General features: G+C 40.2%; 19 protein-coding genes. 1 reads left to right on the top strand and 18 read right to left on the bottom strand.

The genetic code is table 11. The annotated features are described in order from the left end of the window. Nucleotides 1-9: 9 nt before the first annotated feature. Nucleotides 10-372, bottom strand: a complete 363-nt coding sequence (locus AAHB15_RS02830; protein WP_098528767.1) for an Asp23/Gls24 family envelope stress response protein — start codon at nt 370-372, stop codon at nt 10-12. Nucleotides 373-657: 285 nt separating this feature from the next. Between AAHB15_RS02830 and rpmB the strand changes: the two genes are divergently transcribed. Continuing rightward, nucleotides 658-846, top strand: a complete 189-nt coding sequence (gene rpmB / locus AAHB15_RS02825; RefSeq protein ID WP_007087786.1) for a 50S ribosomal protein L28 — start codon at nt 658-660, stop codon at nt 844-846. A 166-nt stretch (nt 847-1,012) separates the two neighbouring features. On the opposite strand, the gene spoVM is transcribed toward rpmB, so the two are convergent. From spoVM to AAHB15_RS02740, 17 genes are all read right to left on the bottom strand, one after another. Then, nucleotides 1,013-1,096 (bottom strand): stage V sporulation protein SpoVM, encoded by an 84-nt coding sequence (gene spoVM, locus AAHB15_RS02820; protein WP_098528769.1) that lies wholly within the window; start codon nt 1,094-1,096, stop codon nt 1,013-1,015. A 107-nt stretch (nt 1,097-1,203) separates the two neighbouring features. Continuing rightward, nucleotides 1,204-1,851 (bottom strand): thiamine diphosphokinase, encoded by a 648-nt coding sequence (locus AAHB15_RS02815; protein ID WP_342041711.1) that lies wholly within the window; start codon nt 1,849-1,851, stop codon nt 1,204-1,206. A gap of 52 nt (nt 1,852-1,903) precedes the next feature. Then, nucleotides 1,904-2,548 carry a ribulose-phosphate 3-epimerase gene (gene rpe, locus AAHB15_RS02810; RefSeq protein ID WP_342041710.1) on the bottom strand — a complete coding sequence of 215 codons (645 nt, stop codon included), beginning with the start codon at nt 2,546-2,548 and terminating at the stop codon, nt 1,904-1,906. A gap of 1 nt (nt 2,549) precedes the next feature. Continuing rightward, nucleotides 2,550-3,431 (bottom strand): ribosome small subunit-dependent GTPase A, encoded by an 882-nt coding sequence (rsgA, locus tag AAHB15_RS02805; RefSeq protein WP_335572880.1) that lies wholly within the window; start codon nt 3,429-3,431, stop codon nt 2,550-2,552. A gap of 99 nt (nt 3,432-3,530) precedes the next feature. Next, entirely contained in the window at nt 3,531-5,624 is a 2,094-nt protein-coding gene (pknB, locus tag AAHB15_RS02800; protein ID WP_342041709.1) for a Stk1 family PASTA domain-containing Ser/Thr kinase, read from the bottom strand. Further along, nucleotides 5,625-6,377, bottom strand: a complete 753-nt coding sequence (locus AAHB15_RS02795) for a Stp1/IreP family PP2C-type Ser/Thr phosphatase (protein ID WP_335571662.1) — start codon at nt 6,375-6,377, stop codon at nt 5,625-5,627. A gap of 4 nt (nt 6,378-6,381) precedes the next feature. Beyond that, complete coding sequence (gene rlmN, locus AAHB15_RS02790; protein WP_335571661.1) at nt 6,382-7,473, bottom strand: 23S rRNA (adenine(2503)-C(2))-methyltransferase RlmN; 1,092 nt, start codon at nt 7,471-7,473, stop codon at nt 6,382-6,384. Between the two features lie 44 nt (nt 7,474-7,517). Next, nucleotides 7,518-8,864, bottom strand: a complete 1,347-nt coding sequence (gene rsmB, locus AAHB15_RS02785) for a 16S rRNA (cytosine(967)-C(5))-methyltransferase RsmB (protein WP_342041708.1) — start codon at nt 8,862-8,864, stop codon at nt 7,518-7,520. A 1-nt stretch (nt 8,865) separates the two neighbouring features. Then, nucleotides 8,866-9,807 (bottom strand): methionyl-tRNA formyltransferase, encoded by a 942-nt coding sequence (fmt, locus tag AAHB15_RS02780; RefSeq protein ID WP_335571660.1) that lies wholly within the window; start codon nt 9,805-9,807, stop codon nt 8,866-8,868. Further along, nucleotides 9,804-10,289 carry a peptide deformylase gene (gene def / locus AAHB15_RS02775; protein ID WP_144562530.1) on the bottom strand — a complete coding sequence of 162 codons (486 nt, stop codon included), beginning with the start codon at nt 10,287-10,289 and terminating at the stop codon, nt 9,804-9,806. The genes fmt and def overlap by 4 nt, the downstream gene beginning before the upstream one ends. A 159-nt stretch (nt 10,290-10,448) precedes the next feature. Beyond that, entirely contained in the window at nt 10,449-12,860 is a 2,412-nt protein-coding gene (gene priA, locus AAHB15_RS02770; protein WP_342041707.1) for a primosomal protein N', read from the bottom strand. Then, a complete protein-coding gene (coaBC, locus tag AAHB15_RS02765) occupies nt 12,847-14,070 on the bottom strand; it encodes a bifunctional phosphopantothenoylcysteine decarboxylase/phosphopantothenate--cysteine ligase CoaBC (RefSeq protein WP_335571658.1) in 1,224 nt (407 codons plus the stop codon). The genes priA and coaBC overlap by 14 nt, the downstream gene beginning before the upstream one ends. Before the next feature lie 187 nt (nt 14,071-14,257). Beyond that, nucleotides 14,258-14,476: a DNA-directed RNA polymerase subunit omega gene (gene rpoZ, locus AAHB15_RS02760; protein WP_098528793.1), complete on the bottom strand. Its 219-nt coding sequence runs from the start codon at nt 14,474-14,476 to the stop codon at nt 14,258-14,260. Nucleotide 14,477: 1 nt separating this feature from the next. Continuing rightward, nucleotides 14,478-15,092, bottom strand: coding sequence for a guanylate kinase (gmk, locus tag AAHB15_RS02755; protein WP_098528795.1), 615 nt, complete (start codon nt 15,090-15,092; stop codon nt 14,478-14,480). A gap of 12 nt (nt 15,093-15,104) precedes the next feature. Next, nucleotides 15,105-15,368 (bottom strand): extracellular matrix/biofilm regulator RemA, encoded by a 264-nt coding sequence (remA, locus tag AAHB15_RS02750; protein ID WP_098528797.1) that lies wholly within the window; start codon nt 15,366-15,368, stop codon nt 15,105-15,107. A gap of 61 nt (nt 15,369-15,429) precedes the next feature. Further along, complete coding sequence (locus AAHB15_RS02745; RefSeq protein ID WP_335571657.1) at nt 15,430-16,305, bottom strand: YicC/YloC family endoribonuclease; 876 nt, start codon at nt 16,303-16,305, stop codon at nt 15,430-15,432. A 101-nt stretch (nt 16,306-16,406) separates the two neighbouring features. Then, nucleotides 16,407-19,085 carry a calcium-translocating P-type ATPase, SERCA-type gene (locus AAHB15_RS02740; protein ID WP_342041706.1) on the bottom strand — a complete coding sequence of 893 codons (2,679 nt, stop codon included), beginning with the start codon at nt 19,083-19,085 and terminating at the stop codon, nt 16,407-16,409. Between the last annotated feature and the right edge of the window lie 77 nt (nt 19,086-19,162).

The raw sequence follows: 19,162 nt of genomic DNA, 5'->3' as shown, positions 1-19,162 counted from the left end.
TCCTCCTCACTACGGGTTCGTAACACGAACTCCCTGAACGTAAATATTAACCGAGTCAACGGCAAGTCCAACTGTCTGATCGAGGGTGTATTTAACCTTTGATTGCACGTTGTGGGCAATTTCGGAGATTTTCGTTCCATAGCTGACAATAATGTACATATCAATATGTAATGCCTCGTTTTCTTGGCGTACAATCACACCACGAGTAAAGTTTTCTTTACGTAGTATTTCCGTGATTCCATCTTTAATTTGGTTTTTAGAGGCCATTCCGACGATTCCATAGCATTCAATTGCTGCTCCTCCGGCAATTGTTGCAATTACTTCATTTGAAATATCAATTTGTCCGTACTTTGTTTTTAATTCAATGGACATGAATCGTTCCCCCTTTGGATAATTGCTCTTTGACTAAAGTCATTTTACTATAGTCAATCAAATAATGAAAGCCATACTTGTCTGATACAATAACAGCCTTTAACAAAACCTATGTCAAGGATTTTTTCTTGAAAGGTTTGTACACAACTATTGCAATCAATTTGGTTGTGTGATAAATTATTAAGGTATCTCAAGTCTAGAAAATTTTTATACAATTTTCTATATCCAAATGAACATCTAATAGATGCTGTTCTAAGCTTTTGGTAGTTAAGGAGGGAAATCATAATGCCACGTAAATGTGTAGTAACTGGAAAGAAAACAACAACTGGTAACGCACGTTCACACGCTATGAACGCTAACAAGCGTACATGGGGTGCTAACCTACAAAAAGTACGTATTCTTGTTGACGGAAAGCCTAAGCGTGTTTGGGTTTCTGCAAGAGCGTTAAGATCTGGTAAAGTAGAACGCGTATAAAGCATGCGAGCATCCATTTATTGGATGCTTTTTCTTTTGGCAAAATTGTTCTCGATCATTTTTGAACAAAAAAGAACAATTTAAAACTATGCATTTTAGTATTACCTAAAATGCAAATAAAAAGCACCCAATCAGAAGGGTGCCCATGAATTTAAAAGGTCTGTTTCTATTCGCCTTTTTTAAATGCTCCAATCATTGCCCGGACAAGTCCGCCTAAGAATTTCGGCAGTTTAATTGTATAAAATTTCATACTGTCCCTCCTCACAAATCTACCACAGCTTATTTTAAAGCCACTTTTTCCGCACGCCCCTACATAGTATTCAAACGAACGAAATCAGTACCATATTGAAGTGCATATTAATCGTTACTTCTTATCACTATTAATATGCCTTTGGAAAATGAAAAAGTACCATAATCACTAATAAGTTCATTACTAATACATAGTGTGGAACCAAGGTAGATATGACGGTTTTTAAGCGGAAATTTAAAGCCTTCAAGCGTGAGATCAGTAACATCAAGGGTTAGAGGGACAAACGAAATATATTTTTTTGAAGCCATTTTTTTAATTTTATAGTGTCCCGCCTCTTTTAAGAAAACAATATTTTTTTCATCAACTAAGTAAACATTGACAGGGTTATTTGCTTTAATCGGATTCAGCAGCAATTGGATATTTGCGAGCAAATGATCAAGCCTTCCGCCAGTGGCGCCAAACAGATTGATACTTTCGGGTTTTTGTTCAAGGGCCCAATTGAGGGCAAGCTCCATATCGGTTTCATCTTTTTCGGGTTTATATCTTTTTATGCCGGTTACTTGATGTTCAATGACTGATAACTCTTCTTCACTAACAGAATCAAAATCTCCAAATGCCTTTTCCGGGATAATGTTTCGGTTAAGCAGGTGAAAAACCCCCCTGTCAACCCCTACCCAGATTGTCTCATCTCCTTGATAACTGCTTAAATCAGGCAGTAACTCTTCTGGTCCCCCTGCAAGTATATTGATAATCATCAAATATTCCCCTTTATATCAAAGTAAAAAAGCCAGCTTTGTAAGCCTGGCTTTACCCTCTTAGTTGTGAAATGGCCTGCTTATAGTCCTTTTGATTGTAGACAGCAGAACCAGCCACAAGAACAGTGGCACCCGCTTCGATGCATTGTCTTGCCGTTTCTGGATTGACACCGCCATCAATCTCAATCTCAACTGACAGCCCTTTTTGCTCCGCCATTTCCTTAACCTTTCTTATTTTCGGAAGTACTTCAGGTATAAAGGTTTGCCCCCCAAAGCCTGGATTAACTGACATTAATAACACCATATCAATGTCCCCGATAATATGTTGTATTGACTCGACAGGAGTCGCTGGGTTCAGGACGACACCAGCCTTAACCCCAAATGATTTGATATTTTGAATTGTCCGGTGCAGATGGCGGCACGACTCGACATGCACAGTAATAAAATTTGCTCCAGCCTTAGCAAAAGCCTCAATATAGTGATCGGGATTTTCAATCATCAAATGGACATCCAGCGGCAGCTTGGTAACTGGCCGAACAGCCTCTACAATAAGCGGGCCAATCGTTATATTTGGTACAAAGTGGCCATCCATCACATCAATATGGATATAATCCGCTCCCGCTTGATCAACTGCAATAATTTCTTCCCCCAACTTTGAAAAATCGGCTGAAAGTATAGAAGGTGCTATTTTCACCATGTTAATACCTCGGCTTTCTATCTTTAATTTCCTGCAAAAAATCCTCGTAATGCTTATACCGATAGGACGGAATTTCACCTGATTCAACAGCTGCCTTTACCCCGCATTTTGGCTCAGTCACATGCAGGCAGCCACGGAATTTACAATTTTCACTCGCTCTTTGAATCTCTGGAAAGCAAGAAGCTAAGTCTTCTACTTCAATATTATTGAACTCTAACGAACTAAAGCCTGGAGTATCAGCAATGAGTCCATTTCCAACCTTAATAAGCTCAACATGTCTGGTCGTATGTTTTCCTCTACCAAGGTGTGCAGAAATATCATTTGTTTTTAATTCTAGATCAGGCCTTAACACGTTCAACAATGATGATTTCCCGACACCTGATTGCCCGGCAAAGACCGAAATCTTGTTTTCGATATGCGGATTTAGCAGTTCAATTCCTACTTCTGTTTCAGATGAGGTTAGAATTACCTCATATCCTGCAGCCCTATATTGGTCTGCATATTCAACAATCTTCTCATTTTCTTCTTTATTGGTGAGGTCCATCTTGGTAATACAGATTAATGGTTCTATGGCGTTAAATTCCACCAATACAAGAAAACGATCTAATAGCACGGTGCTAAAATCTGGTTCGACCGCTGAAAAGACAAGGATTGCTTGTTCCACATTGGCAATCGGCGGACGAACCAATTCATTTTTACGCTCTTTTACTTCTAAAATATAACCTTCTAAGTCATTTTCAGCTTGAAAAACAACTTCATCACCAACCAGCGGGGTGATCTTGTTCTTCCTAAAAACACCACGACCGCGGCATTGAATTAGTTTGTCATCATGAAGAACATAATAAAAACCGCTTAACGCTTTGACAATTTTTCCTTCAGGCATAGCTACACCCCTTGCCCTTTTACTTACCAAATAATTAATTTTCTCCTTTAAAATTTACGCGAATTTTGTCCTTCTTATACAGGATCAGAGCAATACTAATTATTCTGTCGTTGTGTCAGTCGTTACTTCCGTAGTTGCATTCGTTGTCGCATCCGTAGTTGCATTCGTAGTTGCATTCGTTGTCGCATCCGTTGTTGTGTCTGTAGTTGTGTCTGCATCTATCTCTGAATAGTTTTTATTTTCATCAATTATCACTCTGGTATCACGAATGACTTTGTAACCAGCCTTCTTGCCATATGGAATCATTAATTTAATTTGTCTTTTCGTATTTTCAGTAATATAAAAGGTATCTGCAGGTTCAGTCATACTGTGGTTCATATCCTCAATATAAATGTTCACAAGTTGTTTCTGACCTGGCTCCCCTGGTACAGCTGGCTCATAAGGAATGGTTAATTCAATAATCACTTCTTTAGGCGGCTTATCTTCTTTCCCCTTGGATATGACTACCTTAACTTTGTCACCTTTTTCTAGTTCTGTCCCTGGGGCTGGATTCTGAGAAATTACCATTCCAGCAGGAACATTTTCATCGTACTTTTCCTCCGAAGCATCTAAGGTTAGACCTACCAAGGAGGCATAGTCTTGTGCCATTTTTAAATTGTATTGGGTTAAATCTTTCAAGACAATTTTTTCTGGCCCCTTACTGACTTCAAATTCGAGGACTGTTTCTTCTGGAACAACTTTTTCTCCGCCGGATGGATTTTGACTAAGAATTGTCCCAGGTTCGCTGTCATCAGTTTGCTCAATTTTTTGTATATCTTTAAATCCCTGCTCTTCTAGTAAACGAATAACATCCTCATATTGCCTTCCAACATAATCAGATAATTCATATTTCTCTTTACCTGTGCTGACATAGATTGTTATCTTTGAATTTTCTTTTACAGTACTTCCACTTTCAGGGACAGTCTTTATTACATTACCCTCTTTTACATTTTCATCCGTAATTTCAACTTGATTACCGGCTGCTAATCCTTTTAACTTAAGTTTGGAAATGCCATCATCTAAGGTCATCCCGCTTAGGTCTGGTACTTTTACATCTTTAGGAGCTAACAAACTTGGTAAAAAGGTAAATGTTAATATAGCAAGAATGACTAGAACTAAAAAAGTAGATATTAAAACAATCGGCCACTTTTTCCGCTTTTTTGTGTTTGTTTTTCCTTTATTTGACGTATCTTTCTGGTTATTCGCTGTTTTTTCATTACTATGGACCATTGTTTCATCCAAACTTTTCAAGGGTTGGTGATTTGTGATCACTGGAATTGCTTTTGTAGCATCATCATCGATTGGAATGGTAAACTTCAGTTCATCCATTCGCTCTGGATTAAGGGCCGTACGTAGATCGTCCTCCATTTCATCTACACTATTATAACGATGAAAGGGGTCCTTTGCGGTAGCCTTTAAGACAATATTCTCAACACTTTGCGGGATGATTGGATTCCATCTTCTGACAGAAGGGGTTTCCGACTGAAGGTGCTTTAGAGCAATCGACACCGCTGACTCCCCCGAAAATGGCAGTCTGCCTGTCAATAGTTCAAACATGACGATCCCTAGTGAATATATATCGGACTTCCCGTTGGCCATGCCACCTCGTGCTTGTTCAGGTGATAAGTAATGGACGGAACCTAAGACGGAATTAGTCTGTGTGATACTCGTTGCACTAAGTGCCATCGCAATACCAAAATCCGTGATTTTCACGTTACCTTCGTGGTCTACCAAAATATTATGCGGTTTTATATCACGATGGATAATATGGTTTTGATGGGCATGTGAGATAGCTGACGTAAGCTGTCTCATGATTCCAATGGTATCCTCCACTCGAAGTGGTGAATTTTGTTGTATGTATTGTTTCAACGTCTGACCATCTACAAATTCCATCACAATATAATAAAGATCATTTTCTTCGCCAACGTCGTAGATACTTACAATATTTGGATGCGCAAGACTTGTTGCTGATTGTGCTTCCCGGCGGAATCGGCGGATAAATTCTTCATCATTGGCAAAATCCAGTCGAAGCATTTTCACCGCAACATCTCGGTCAAGGATCATATCATGGGCCAAGTAGACATTGGCCATGCCTCCTCCGCCAATCATATCCAATATTTTATAGCGGCCACTTAATCTTTTTCCAATCAACATCTAAACATCATCCTCGCGTGTTTCAGAAAACTCGACAATAGCCAGTGTAATGTTATCCTCTCCGCCATTTTCATTTGCAAGTAAGATAAGGGTGTCTGCTTTTTGTTGTAAATTTCCATCATTTTGCAATAGTTCCATCATCTCTGCTTCATTGACTTTATTGGATAAACCATCGGAACAAAGTAAAAGGATGTCTCCTTCTTCAAAAATGATTGTCTTGATATCCATTTCGACTGTTTTTTCCGTCCCTAATGCCCGCAATAAAACATTCTTCCGTGGATGATGTTCAGCATCCTCTTTTGATATTTGTCCGGATCTAACTAGTTCATTAACAAGAGAATGATCTTCGGTAATCTGTTTAAAGCCGGATTCGTTTAGCAAATAACCTCTGCTGTCACCAATATTGGCAATTGTAGCAAAAGTGTCCGTGGTAATTGCAGCAACAATCGTTGTCCCCATCCCGTCACATTCAGTGTTATTGGTTGCATGGTCCAATAATAATAGATTGACTTTCTTAATTTGCTCTTTAAGCCAGCTCTCAGCATCACCGGCCGTATTTATCCCACTTGCTGATTCCCATTCTGTTTTTAAAGCACTGATTGTCATCTCACTTGCAACGTCACCAGCACGGTGACCGCCCATCCCATCGGCAACAATGGCGAGGCGGAAACCGTCCCTATTTCTAAATACACCACCGGCATCTTCATTATGAAGACGCACTCTCCCTCTATCTGTTTGAAATACGGCTTTCATCCCTTCACCTCGTCTCTTCCTTCCGCTCCTTTGCACGAAGTTGTCCACATGCTGCAGCAATATCTGACCCCTGCTCTCGACGGATAGTTACATTAACACCTAAGTTTTTCAATGTTTTTTCAAAAGCAAAAATTTTATCCCTTGGTGTACGAACATAATCCCTTTCTGGTACATAGTTAACAGGGATTAAATTTACGTGACATTTTAGCCCTTTTAAGAGGGCTGCTAATTCTTCAGCGTGTTCTGTTGAATCATTTACACCACCAAAAAGGCCGTATTCAAAACTAATACGTCGACCTGTCTTATCGATATAATACCGTACTGCTTTCATTAAGTCATCAAGTTTATATGCCTTATTAATTGGCATTAATCTAGAACGGAGTTCGGTATTTGGTGCATGAAGTGAAATGGCAAAATTAATTTGCGTATTTTCATCTGCAAATTGATAGATTTTTGGAACGATTCCACTGGTCGAAACGGTAATATGGCGCGCTCCAATATTCAATGATTTATCGTGATTGATAATTTTTAAAAAGGCTAACATGTTGTCGTAATTATCAAACGGCTCGCCTATCCCCATGATGACCACAGAGTCTACCCGCTCATCAGTTTCATCCAAAGCTTGTTGTACCTTGACAACTTGAGCAACAATTTCTCCTGCTTCTAGGTGTCTTTTTAACCCACCGAGAGTCGAGGCACAGAAGGTACAGCCAATTCGGCAGCCTACCTGTGTGGTGACGCAAACTGAATTCCCATAATCATGTCTCATAAGCACCGTTTCAATTGAGTAGCCATCATGAAGCTCAAATAAGAATTTAATAGTTCCATCTGCAGAAGTTTGCTGGATAATCGTATTCAATGTGGTAATCTGAAAATGTTCATCTAGCTTTTCCCGCAGGCCCTTTGATAAATTGTTCATATCTTCAAAAGAGGTAATTCTTTTTTTATAGAGCCAATCGAAAATTTGCTCGGCACGGAATGACTTTTCACTATTCTCTGACAGCCAGTTTTTTAATTCTTCCAGCTGAAGGGAGTAGATTGACTTTTTCTTAATGTCCATTGTTGTTTTTGTCTCAGTTGTATTTAATTGTTCCAACTGTTACACCTACTTTCTATTGTCTGGCTCGAGCGCCAAGGCTCTTACGATTTTCTTAAAACGGCAATATAAAACCCATCGGATCCTATATCCTGAGGGAAAATTTGCAAATCAAAACCTGTAATTAATGGTTGAATTGCTTCTGGCATCCTGCTTTTAAAAGTGGTATCACCCTCGAACTCCGGATGATTCTCTAAAAATGCCTTAACTGTATGTTCATTTTCCGCTTTATCTACTGTACAAGTACTATAGACAAGAATACCGCCTTTTTTTAGGAGCGGGGTAACCGACTCTAATAGGTTTTGCTGGATGTTGCTTAAACGTTCAATGTCTTGTTCAGTTTTGGTATATTTCATGTCAGGCTTTCTTCTCATTACCCCAAGTCCGGAACAAGGCGCATCGAGAAGTATTCGGTCGAATGATTCAAACTTGAACTTTTCCTGTAAATGTCTAGAATCTGCAACACTTGTAATGATATTTGATAACCCTAATCGCTTGGCATTATCATTTATTAATCTTACTTTGTGCTGATGAAGGTCAACCGATATCACTTCACCCGTATTATTCATTTTTTCAGCAATATGGGTACTTTTCCCGCCCGGCGCTGCACATGCATCGAGAATATATTCATCTTCCATTGCACCCAATGCATAAGCAGCCAGCATTGAACTTTCGTCTTGGATGGTGAACATTCCATAATTAAAGGATATCGTCGAAGCTAAATTCCCTTTTAATGACCTGATTGCTTCTGGGATAATTGGACTTTTCTCAATTTGAAATCCATCCTCTTCTAATAGGGAAACACATTCATCTCTAGAAATTTTGGTAAGATTAACTCTCGCCGTTTGCATTGGTGCAGTTAAATTAATTTCACACATTTCTTTCGTTTTATCATACCCAAATTGGTTAACCCATCTTGTAACAAGCCATACCGGGTGGCTGGTTTCAAGTGCTAATCTTTCGATTGGGTCGGCCACATCATTTAAGGATGGGAGCCCCTGCCGCTGGATATTTCTTAGCACGCCATTCACCAAACTGGCAATCCCTTTATGCCCGCGTTCTTTGGCAATTTCTACGGCTTCAAAAATAGCAGCCCGATCTGGTATCCGATCGAGATAAACCATTTGATATAGCGTTAATCTAAGTAGATGATGGATCCAATTGGCTAATTTTTTATTGTCTTTGATGAAAGGATGTAAGTAGAATTCTAGGGCCATTCGTCTTTGCAATGTTCCATACGTTAGTTCTGTTAATAATCCGACATCTACTGCGGACAATTGGTTTTTTTCAATTGTGCTGTTAAGAAGTAAATTGCTATAGGATTGGTTTTTCTCAATAGTCACTAAAAGATCCATTGCGATTGCACGTACATTTTTTTTTATAGAGGTCATCTTATTCTCCTAGCTTACTGCCCAATGTAATTTTTGAACCAGCACCTCTTAAAAATTGTTCACTTTGCATTTTGGTTTTACCTGAAGGCTGTAATTCAATAATTTTAATTGCTGTTTCATTTCCAGTTCCAACCGTGAAGCCATCTGATTCTATTTTTAAAATCGTCCCGGCTTCCCCCTTTAAACCAGAGACTTTTTTGGACTGCCAAATCTTTAAAACCTGACCCTCCATGGTCGTAAACGCAACTGGCCATGGGTTTAACCCGCGGATATGGTTATAAATTTCCTCTCCCGCTTTCTCCCAATCAATCTTTTCCTGTTCCCGTTTAATGTTAGTGGCAAATGTAGCTTCTGCCTCATTTTGGGGCTTGGGGGTAAGACGACCTGCCAATAAAAGAGGCAGAGTTTCCGATAACAGTTCAGCCCCAGCTGTACTTAACTTTTCAAAAAGTGTACCAACATTATCATTTTCACTAATCGGTACTTCTACGCTAGTTAAGATATCACCAGCATCTAATTTTTCGACCATATACATAATGGTGACACCCGTTTTCTTTTTTCCTTGAATGATCGCGTAATGTATTGGTGCACCGCCGCGAAGTTCAGGTAACAAGGAAGCATGAACATTGATGCAGCCGAATTTTGGAGCATCTAACAGCTTCTTAGGTAAAATTTGCCCAAAAGCAGCTGTTATAATTAAATCTGGTTTTAATGCTAAAATTTTGGCAAGCTCCTCTTCTTGGCGGATCTTTTCTGGTTGATAGACTGGGATACCGTGTTTGACTGCCTCAACCTTTACAGGGGGAGGAGTTAACACTTTCTTTCGCCCTACTGGCCGATCAGGCTGGGTTACTACACCTATCACCTCATATCCATCTTTAATGATTTGCTGTAAAACAGGCACTGAAAAATCCGGGGTACCCATAAAAACAATTTTGGTCATTCACTTTCTACTCCTTTTAACTCTTCATCCTCAAGATATCTTGAAACTTTTGTGGTAAATAGAATACCGTCAAGATGGTCGATCTCATGTTGAACTGCTCTGGCTAAGAAACCTTCGGCCTCAAGCGTATACTCTCTTCCTTTTCGGTCAAAAGCTCCAATCTTCACATAATTAGGCCGTGTAACCTCGCCATATAGCCCGGGAAAGCTGAGACAGCCTTCCGGGTCCGTTTGTTCTCCTGATGTTTCAATAACGCGCGGGTTAATCATTTCAATCGTGCCGTGTTCATCATCTATATCCACAATCGCTATCCTGGCGTCAAGTCCAATTTGCGGGGCAGCAAGTCCAACCCCATCAAATTCAATCATCGTATCATACATATCATCTAAGATACGTGCTAATTTTTTATCAAAACTCACTACTGCTTTGCAAGATTTCTCTAGTATATCAGCAGGGTGAATCACTATTTTTCTAATTGCCAATTTTGTTCCTCCAATATGCCCAAGCTTTTAGCTGTATATTTTATATTATTAATTTTCGAGAAATGTCCTCAAGCAGCGTCAAAGCGCCTCCGCTTTTCTTATCATTTTCACCCAAAATCGAAAAACATAACCTTTTTCCAAATGTAATTTAAGTTAAGCCTACATTAAAATTACAGGATTTGCATCGATTGAAACCTGCAAACCGCTTTTCGTATCCTTTTGATATTGATCAAGAATCGTTTTAAGGGTTTGAGTGAGGTTCGGTTCCCGTTTGTATTTTATCAAACATTGATAGCGATATCTATTATTTATCCTAGGGATGGATGAGGCTGCTGGCCCTAAAACAACAGCTTTATCTGAAACTTGTGAGCGCACGTAGTTGACCATTTTCTCTGTTGCCGATACGACGTTGATCAGGTTTTCATGACTTACCGTAATTAGGGCTAGATAATAGAATGGGGGATAATGATGCAGCTTGCGAATTAACATTTCCCGCTGATAAAATAAATCAAAGTCTTGACGACCGGCAAGCTCAATACTATAGTGCTCCGGTGTATAGGTTTGAATAACGACTTCACCTGGCAGTTGATGTCTTCCAGCCCGGCCGCTGACTTGTGTTAATAATTGAAACGTTTTTTCTGAAGCTCGGAAATCCGGTAAATGGAGCATCGTATCTGCTGAAAGGACGCCAACTAAGGTGATGTTTGGAAAATCCAGGCCTTTTGCAATCATTTGAGTCCCTAGTAAAATATCGGCTTTTCCATCTTTAAAATCACTGAGAAGCCTTTCATGCGCCCCTTTTCGTCCTGTCGTATCAACATCCATCCGAATGACCCTTGCCTCGGGGAGAATCTTCCCTAATTCTTCTTCCACTTTTTGTGTTCCTGTGCCAAAATAACGGATGTATTCACTATTACATTCAGGACAATTCTTCGGCACATAGCTTTCATAACCGCAATAATGGCATTTCATCTGTTCATTCACGCGGTGATAAGTAAGGGAAATATCGCAATTTGGACAGTTTACCACATAACCACAGTCTCTGCACATCACAAATGAGGAATGTCCCCGCTTATTTAAAAATAAAACAGATTGCTGTTTCTTTTCGAGCCGATCCTGAAGCATTTCAAAAAGCTTCCTGGAGAACATGGACCGATTGCCGTCACGAAGTTCTTCACGCATATCAATAATTTCGACAGCAGGAAGTTCCTGATTGTTCATTCGGTTAGGTAAAGATAAAAGTTGATATACCTTCTTCTGTGCTCTTGCAAAGGACTCAAGCGAAGGGGTAGCACTTCCAAGCACAACTGGACAATTATATGTCTTAGCTCTTTCAATCGCTACATCCCTGGCGTGATAACGCGGCATTTCTTCCTGCTTATAACTGGTTTCGTGCTCTTCATCAATAATAATAATGCCAATGTTCTCAAAGGGTGCAAAAATAGCTGACCGAGCCCCGACCACAACTTTTACTTCCTTACGTTGGATCTTGCGCCATTCATCATATTTTTCCCCTGCCGATAAACCGCTGTGTAAAACGGCTACTAAATCACCAAATCTTCCTTTAAATCGATGGACCATTTGCGGAGTGAGAGCAATTTCCGGTACCAGAACAATCGCTTCTTGACCTTTTTCGATCACTTCCTGAATGGACTGTAAGTAAATTTCTGTTTTGCCGCTCCCCGTAACACCATAAAGCAAAAACACCTCATGATGACCCTGTTCAATTGATTGAAGAATCGGCCCAATCGCCTGCACTTGCGCATCTGTTAACGGAAGCGGCTTAGTCCGCTCAAATTTTCGATGTTCAAAAGGATCTCTGTATACTTCTTTATCAAACTCTGCCAATAATCTTCTTTCTACAAGGGCTTTTATCGTCGACCCTGAAGTTTTTAGCTCATCAATCAAGGTTTTTAATTCCACCTCATCAAAATGCCTCAGAAAATACTGCAAAACTTGCCGTTGCTTTTCTGCTTTGGACGGGATGGATTGGAGTGCTTCTTTTAAATCGTTCTGGCTGACAGTTGGCCGAACAAACTTCCGGTGTTTTTTCCTTACACGTTCTTTTACAACATATACGACTTCTAAATGGCCGTTTGCAGCCTCACGCTGCAACATAGGACCAATCCCCATTTTTAATGCTTCTTCCCAGTCGAGTTCGCCGTCATTCTCAAAGAAGGCCTGCAACTTTGAGGGTAATTCAATGGCAGCCCTCCTGTTTGCAAGCCTGACTTTTTTTTCATATTTTGCTTTTAATGCTGCCGGCAGCATTACCTGAAAGGCAAAAATTTTAAAACAAAGTGTGTTTTCAGTCAACCAGTTACCAAGTTCTAATAACTCCTGATTCAAGACAGGCTTTAAATCCATCGGCTCAATAATCTCTCTGAGCTTTTTCACTTCTGATTCTGTTTTTAACCCCACTACAAAACCCTGGATATGTCTAGGACCAAATGGGACAATGACCCTCATCCCTGACTGAATGGTTCCCCTCCACTGTTCAGGAATTAAATAATCGAAAGCCCGGTCCGTTTGTTTTGTCGGTACATCGACTATTACACTAGCTATTTCCATGTGTTTTCATATCCTTCAATAGCGAAGTAATTTCTTCAATAATTTTTACGGCAACTTCGTTTTTTGACATCAGCGGCAAGCTGATGACCTCCCCGTACCGTTTAAAAAGAGTGACAATGTTTGTATCGGTGCCAAAGCCAGCACCTTCCGTCTTTACATTGTTCGCGACAATCATATCTGCATTTTTATTGAGTAATTTTTTTTTCGCATATTCTTCAAGATGATCCGTCTCTGCTGCAAAACCAACTAGAAGTTGATTTGTTTTTCGCTGTCCTAGTTCAAAAAGGATATCATTTGTTCTTTCCAACTCAATGTTTGTGTCGCCTGCCTGCTTTTTCACCTTATGGTCAAAAGTAACCTTCGGACGGTAATCGGCCACCGCTGCCGTCTTTATGACCACATCCGCTGTTTCGAAGTATTTCAAGACCGCTTGGTACATATCCTCTGCACTTTCAACCTTTACAAGTTCTACCCCTTGAGGAGCGGATAGTGAAACAGGACCTGAAACCAATATGACTCGGGCACCTTGTTTAACTGACTCTTCAGCTAAAGCGTACCCCATCTTGCCTGATGAATGATTGGAAATAAATCGAACTGGATCAATTTTTTCGCGGGTAGGCCCAGCTGTAATAATAACGGTTTTTCCCTTTAAATTTTTATTTTCTAGATGATTGAAATAGTTTTGAATTAACATGACAATTTTTTCGGGTTCTTCAAGGCGGCCTTTTCCAACATAACCGCAGGCAAGGTATCCTTCACTAGGCTCAATAAATTGACAGCCAAACTCTGCTAATACAGCAAGGTTCTTTTTTACAGCTGGGTGGTCATACATATGTACATTCATAGCAGGGGCAATCCACACAGGTACGGTGGCTGCAAGCAATGTGGTGGTAATCATATTATCGGCGATTCCACAGGCTAATTTCCCAATTGTATTAGCTGTAGCTGGGGCAACCAGAATTAAATCAGCCCAATCTGCTAAATCAATATGAGCAATCACTTGTGGATTTTTCTCATCAAATGTGTCGGTAAACACATCATTTCGCGATAAGGCCTGAAAGGTTAAGGAGGTAACAAATTTTTCCGCTGATTCACTTAAGATTACCTTAACGTTAAACCCTGCTTGTACAAGCTTACTAGTAAGCGCTGCAGCTTTATAAACAGCGATTCCTCCTGTGACACATAATAGGATGTTCTGTTCCTTACTCATTTTTTAAGCCCCCACTCTTATCCATTACTTTTTACTTTTATTATGCTAGAAAAAATTCTTTTTTTCATCTATTTCCTCATGAAAAATCGCGCAATACACTTAAAGCAAAATAAAAAGGCTGACATACAGGTGATTTCCCTTTTGTCAGACCTTCTTTCATTTTATATTGTGACTTTGGGCCGTATCATTAATCAGTAGCGGATTCTGCCTTTTTTGAAATCCGATAGGTTAGTTCACCACTATAAATTTCCTCTAATGCTTTTCCTACATATTTATAAGAAACATATTTAGGAAGTCTTTCATCTTTTACCTGAGACATGACGCGGGCACGCTTAGCAGCAACAGATACAAGTGAATATTTCGAATCAATTTTTTCTAATAAGGAGTCAATAGACGGATATAACATATTATTCAACCTCCAGCAGTTTTTTATAGCGATATTCGACTCTTTCTCTACGGCAGTGCTCTGCCGTTACAATGGCTTTCACACGTTTGCAGGCAAGCTCCACCTGATCATTTTCCACTACATAATCATATAATTCCATCATTTCGATTTCCTCACGTGCAGTTAACATCCGATTATGAATGATATCCTCCGTCTCGGTTCCTCTCGTAACAATTCTGTTCTTGAGTTCAGTTAAGCTTGGCGGCATGAGGAAAATAAATAATCCCTCTGGAAACTTCTCGCGTACCTGACGGGCACCCTTCACTTCGATTTCTAAGAAAACATCTTTTCCAGAATCTAATGTTTGACGAACATAATCTACAGGCGTTCCATAATAGTTGCCAACAAATTCGGCATACTCCAATAACTTACCTTGCTCAATTAACTGTTCAAATTCCTCACGTGTTTTAAAAAAATAATCTACCCCGTTGACTTCCCCTTCACGTGGAAGACGGGTGGTCATCGAAATGGAATATTCAAAATCAGTATCTGGATGTGAAAAGATCTCTTTTCGGACAGTTCCTTTCCCAACACCGGATGGTCCAGACAATACAATCAGCAACCCTTTTTCCTGCATATTATGCAAATCCTACCCTTCATCAATAATATCATCACGGTCAGTTAAGCGATTGGCAACCGTCTCCGGCTGTACAGCTGAAAGAATGACATGGTCACTATCCATTACAATAACAGCACGTGTCCGTCTGCCATATGTAGCGTCAATTAACGATCCCCGATCCCTGGCATCTTGAATTATTCGTTTAATTGGCGCAGATTCCGGGCTGACAATGGAAATAATGCGATTGGCAGAAACGATATTACCAAATCCAATATTGATTAATTTAATCGACATGGCTACTCATCCAATCATTAATAATATATTTTGACCGTGTTAAACAGTTTCTAAACAAATCCTATTCGATATTCTGAACCTGTTCCTTCAGCTTTTCAAGTAAACTTTTGATTTCAACGACTTTTTTAGCAATATTAGAATCATTTGCTTTTGAGCCAATAGTATTGGCCTCTCTGTTCATTTCCTGAACAAGAAAGTCCAGCTTCCTGCCAATTGGCTCGTACTCATTTAAGGTTTGCAAGAATTGCTGAATATGGCTTCTTAACCGAGTAATTTCTTCATTAATATCTGCTTTGTCAGCAAAAACTGCTATCTCTGTTAAAATTCTCGTTTCATCTAATTGTCCATTAACAAACTCTTGCATTCTCTTGGTCAAACGCTCCTTAAAGGCTTGAACAACGAGGGGAGCAAATTTCTGAAGCTCTGTTACATTTGTTTCAATTTGGGCAGTGATCGCAAGTAAATCTTTTTTTAATTCATCCCCTTCTGCTATCCGCATTTGCTTTAACAGCAGCACAGCCTCCTCAGTGGCTGTAAGGACAAGCTTTTCGATTTCTTCATTACCCGCTTCACTTTCTTCAATATGTAAAAGTTCGGTTCGATTGAGCAAATCCTGAAGGGTAATATCCCCTTCAATCCCGTATTTACTTTTCGCTTCATTAATAAACACAAAATATTCTTCAATCAGCTTCCAATCCGCCTGAATCTTCCTTGAAACAATCCCTTCACCATCAACACTCACATACACTTCCACCCGTCCGCGGCGAATATGCTGGCTTAAGATCTTTTTCAGTTTATCTTCTATTTTTAAAAGTTGTCTTGGCATGCGGATATTCATTTCAGAAAATCGGTGGTTTACAGTTTTTATTTCGACATTCACCGAAAATGCCCCTGACTCTGTTTTGCCTCTGCCAAAGCCTGTCATACTAATAACCATCACGTTCACATCCAATCTTAGATAATGATCGGCTCTTTATTTTTTAAAAATAACAAAAGGTAATAGAATGAGTTCTATCACCTTTTGGATTATATCATACTTTATTTTGTTTTTCTTAACAAAAATGATCCTGCTAGTAAAAAAGTTGGTACAGATGATAATCCTAAAATTAACAGCCAATCTTTTGCTGCAATAGGAAGTGTGTGAAAAATTGGCTGCAAAGGCGGATAATAAATAGCTACTAGCATTAATAATAAAGATGAAATGACCGCCCAAACTAGATATTGATTCCCAAACGGGTTTCTTGAAAGGACTGATCTTTCACTGCGGCAATCAAAAACATGGATCAGCTGAGCCATAACAAGCGTTGCGAATGCAACAGTCTGTGCGTATGGCAGTTGACTTGGATCATTATGGTACACAATCATGAACGCCAAAAGTGTAACTAGCCCGATTAGGAATCCGCGCGAGACAACTTTCCAGCCAAGACCTCGCGAGAATACCCCCTCATTAGGACTGCGTGGACCACGTTTCATTACATTTTCCTCGGGTTGATCCAGTCCCAATGCCATCGCTGGGAGACCGTCAGTCACTAAGTTCACCCAAAGAATCTGAATTGGGACGAGTGGCAGCGGCAATGCCAATAGCATCGCAAACAGCATGACTAAAATCTCACCGACATTAGAAGCAAGCAAGTAGCGGACAAATTTACGAATATTTTCATAAATATTTCTTCCTTCCTTAATAGCTGCTTTAATGGTAGCAAAATTATCATCCAATAATACGAGTGCAGACGCTTCTTTTGCAACATCGGTACCTGTGATCCCCATGGCGACACCGATATCAGCAGCCTTAATAGCAGGAGCATCATTGACCCCATCACCTGTCATGGCAACAATATGTCCTCTATTTTGCAGTGCTTTAACGATTTTTAACTTATGTTCCGGAGACACCCTCGCAAACACTGAGACATCTTCCACAACATCTTCAAGTTCTTCTACAGACATTTCGGCTAGTGTTTTTCCTTCGAGCACCTTACTATTCTTAGTCAAAATCCCAAGTTGAGATGCAATTGCTTTGGCGGTAATCACGTGGTCTCCCGTAATCATTACTGTTTTTATGCCGGCCTCTTTACATTCTTTTACAGCTGCTTTGACTTCAGGTCTTGGCGGATCAATCATGCCTTGGACGCCGATTAAGGTTAATTTTTTCTCTGCCTCATGGTCACTTAAGATGATGGTACCGGCCGAAATTGGCTTATAAGCTATTGCAATGGTTCTTAATGCCTGTGAAGCTAGTCCATTAATTGCATCCTGAACCTTGCTTTGCGTTTCCTTACTTAAGTATTGTGTTCTCTCATCCCATAGTATCGACTCACAGATCCCTAGCACAACATCCGGCGCACCCTTGGTGACAATAAAGTGCCGTTCCTGTTTGTCTTTGACGTGAATACTCATCATTTTCCTGGTGGAGTCAAACGGGAATTCATTGACGATTGTAAAATCTTCTAATAGTTTGGTCCGGTCAAAGCCAGCCTTCATCGCACTAACCAGCAATGCCCCTTCAGTTGGGTCTCCGTCAAGGATATAATCGTCATCTTTCATGGCCAGTTCTGAATGGTTGCACAACATACCAAAAATTAGCATTTGCTGTAACGACTTCTCATCCCTAGGCTGGACATTTTGTTCATCTCGATAAAAATTCCCTTGTGGCTGGTAGCCGACCCCGTCGACCGTCCACGTGTTCCCACCGCTCCACAAATGGGTAACGGTCATTTTATTTTGTGTCATCGTTCCAGTTTTGTCCGAACAAATGACCGATGCACAACCCAGCGTTTCAACAGCCGGAAGTTTCCTGACAATGGCATTTTTCTTAATCATTTTTTGAACGCCTAATGATAAAGCCACGGTCACAATTGCCGGGAGCCCTTCTGGGATCGCTGCGACCGCTAGTGAGACACCTGCCAAGAACATCTCATATAATTCATGTCCCTGTAATACTCCGACAATTACCACTAGAACCGTTAGTAACAAAGCCACGGTAATTAATATTTTGCCAAGCTGCTCTAGTCGTCGCTGCAGTGGTGTATCCTGGGACTCAGCATTTTGCAGTAAATCGGCAATCTGGCCCATCGCTGTTTTCATACCAGTTGCCATGACAACCCCTAACCCGCTTCCCCTCGTAATCATCGTTCCCATAAAAGCGATATTTTCCATATCACCGATGCCTGGATTTGGGTTGCTTAATGGTTCGATATGTTTAGCAACGGGAACTGACTCACCCGTCAGCGCTGATTCTTCTATTTCTAAGCTCTTCGATTCAATAATTCGGACATCTGCACCAATTCGATCTCCGCTTGCAAACTTAATGACATCGCCAATAACAATTTCTTTTGATGGAATTTTAATCCATTGTCCATCACGTAGTACGGATACCTGTGGGGCCGATAACTCTTTTAGAGCTTGGAGTGATCTTTCCGCCCTCCGTTCCTGGTAGAAGCCCAGACATCCGTTAATAATGACAATCGCAATAATCGCAATGGCATCGATATACTCGCCCAGCAAGCCTGAAATCAAGGTTGCAGCTAACAGCACTAATACCATAAAATCTTTAAATTGGCTGAAAAATAAGAGTAAAGCCGATTGCTTTTCTCCCTCTTCTAATTCATTTAATCCGTGCTGTTTTACTCTTTTCTTTACTTCTTCCTGTGATAATCCAGAAGAAAAGTCGGTTTCTAGAGCCTTTTCTACTTGATCTAGCTTCATTTCATGGAATTTCATCCGACCATCTCACTTCCCCCTTTTATAGACTTGCTCTAAGGAAAGCTTATTCAGGGTCGTCCAAAAAAATGCTAGAT

Origin of the sequence: Bacillus sp. OTU2372, from assembly GCF_038440275.1 — a bacterium.
GTDB classification, from domain to species: Bacteria; Bacillota; Bacilli; order Bacillales; family Cytobacillaceae; genus Neobacillus; species Neobacillus bataviensis_B.
This window is presented reverse-complemented; position numbering and strand designations above follow the sequence as displayed.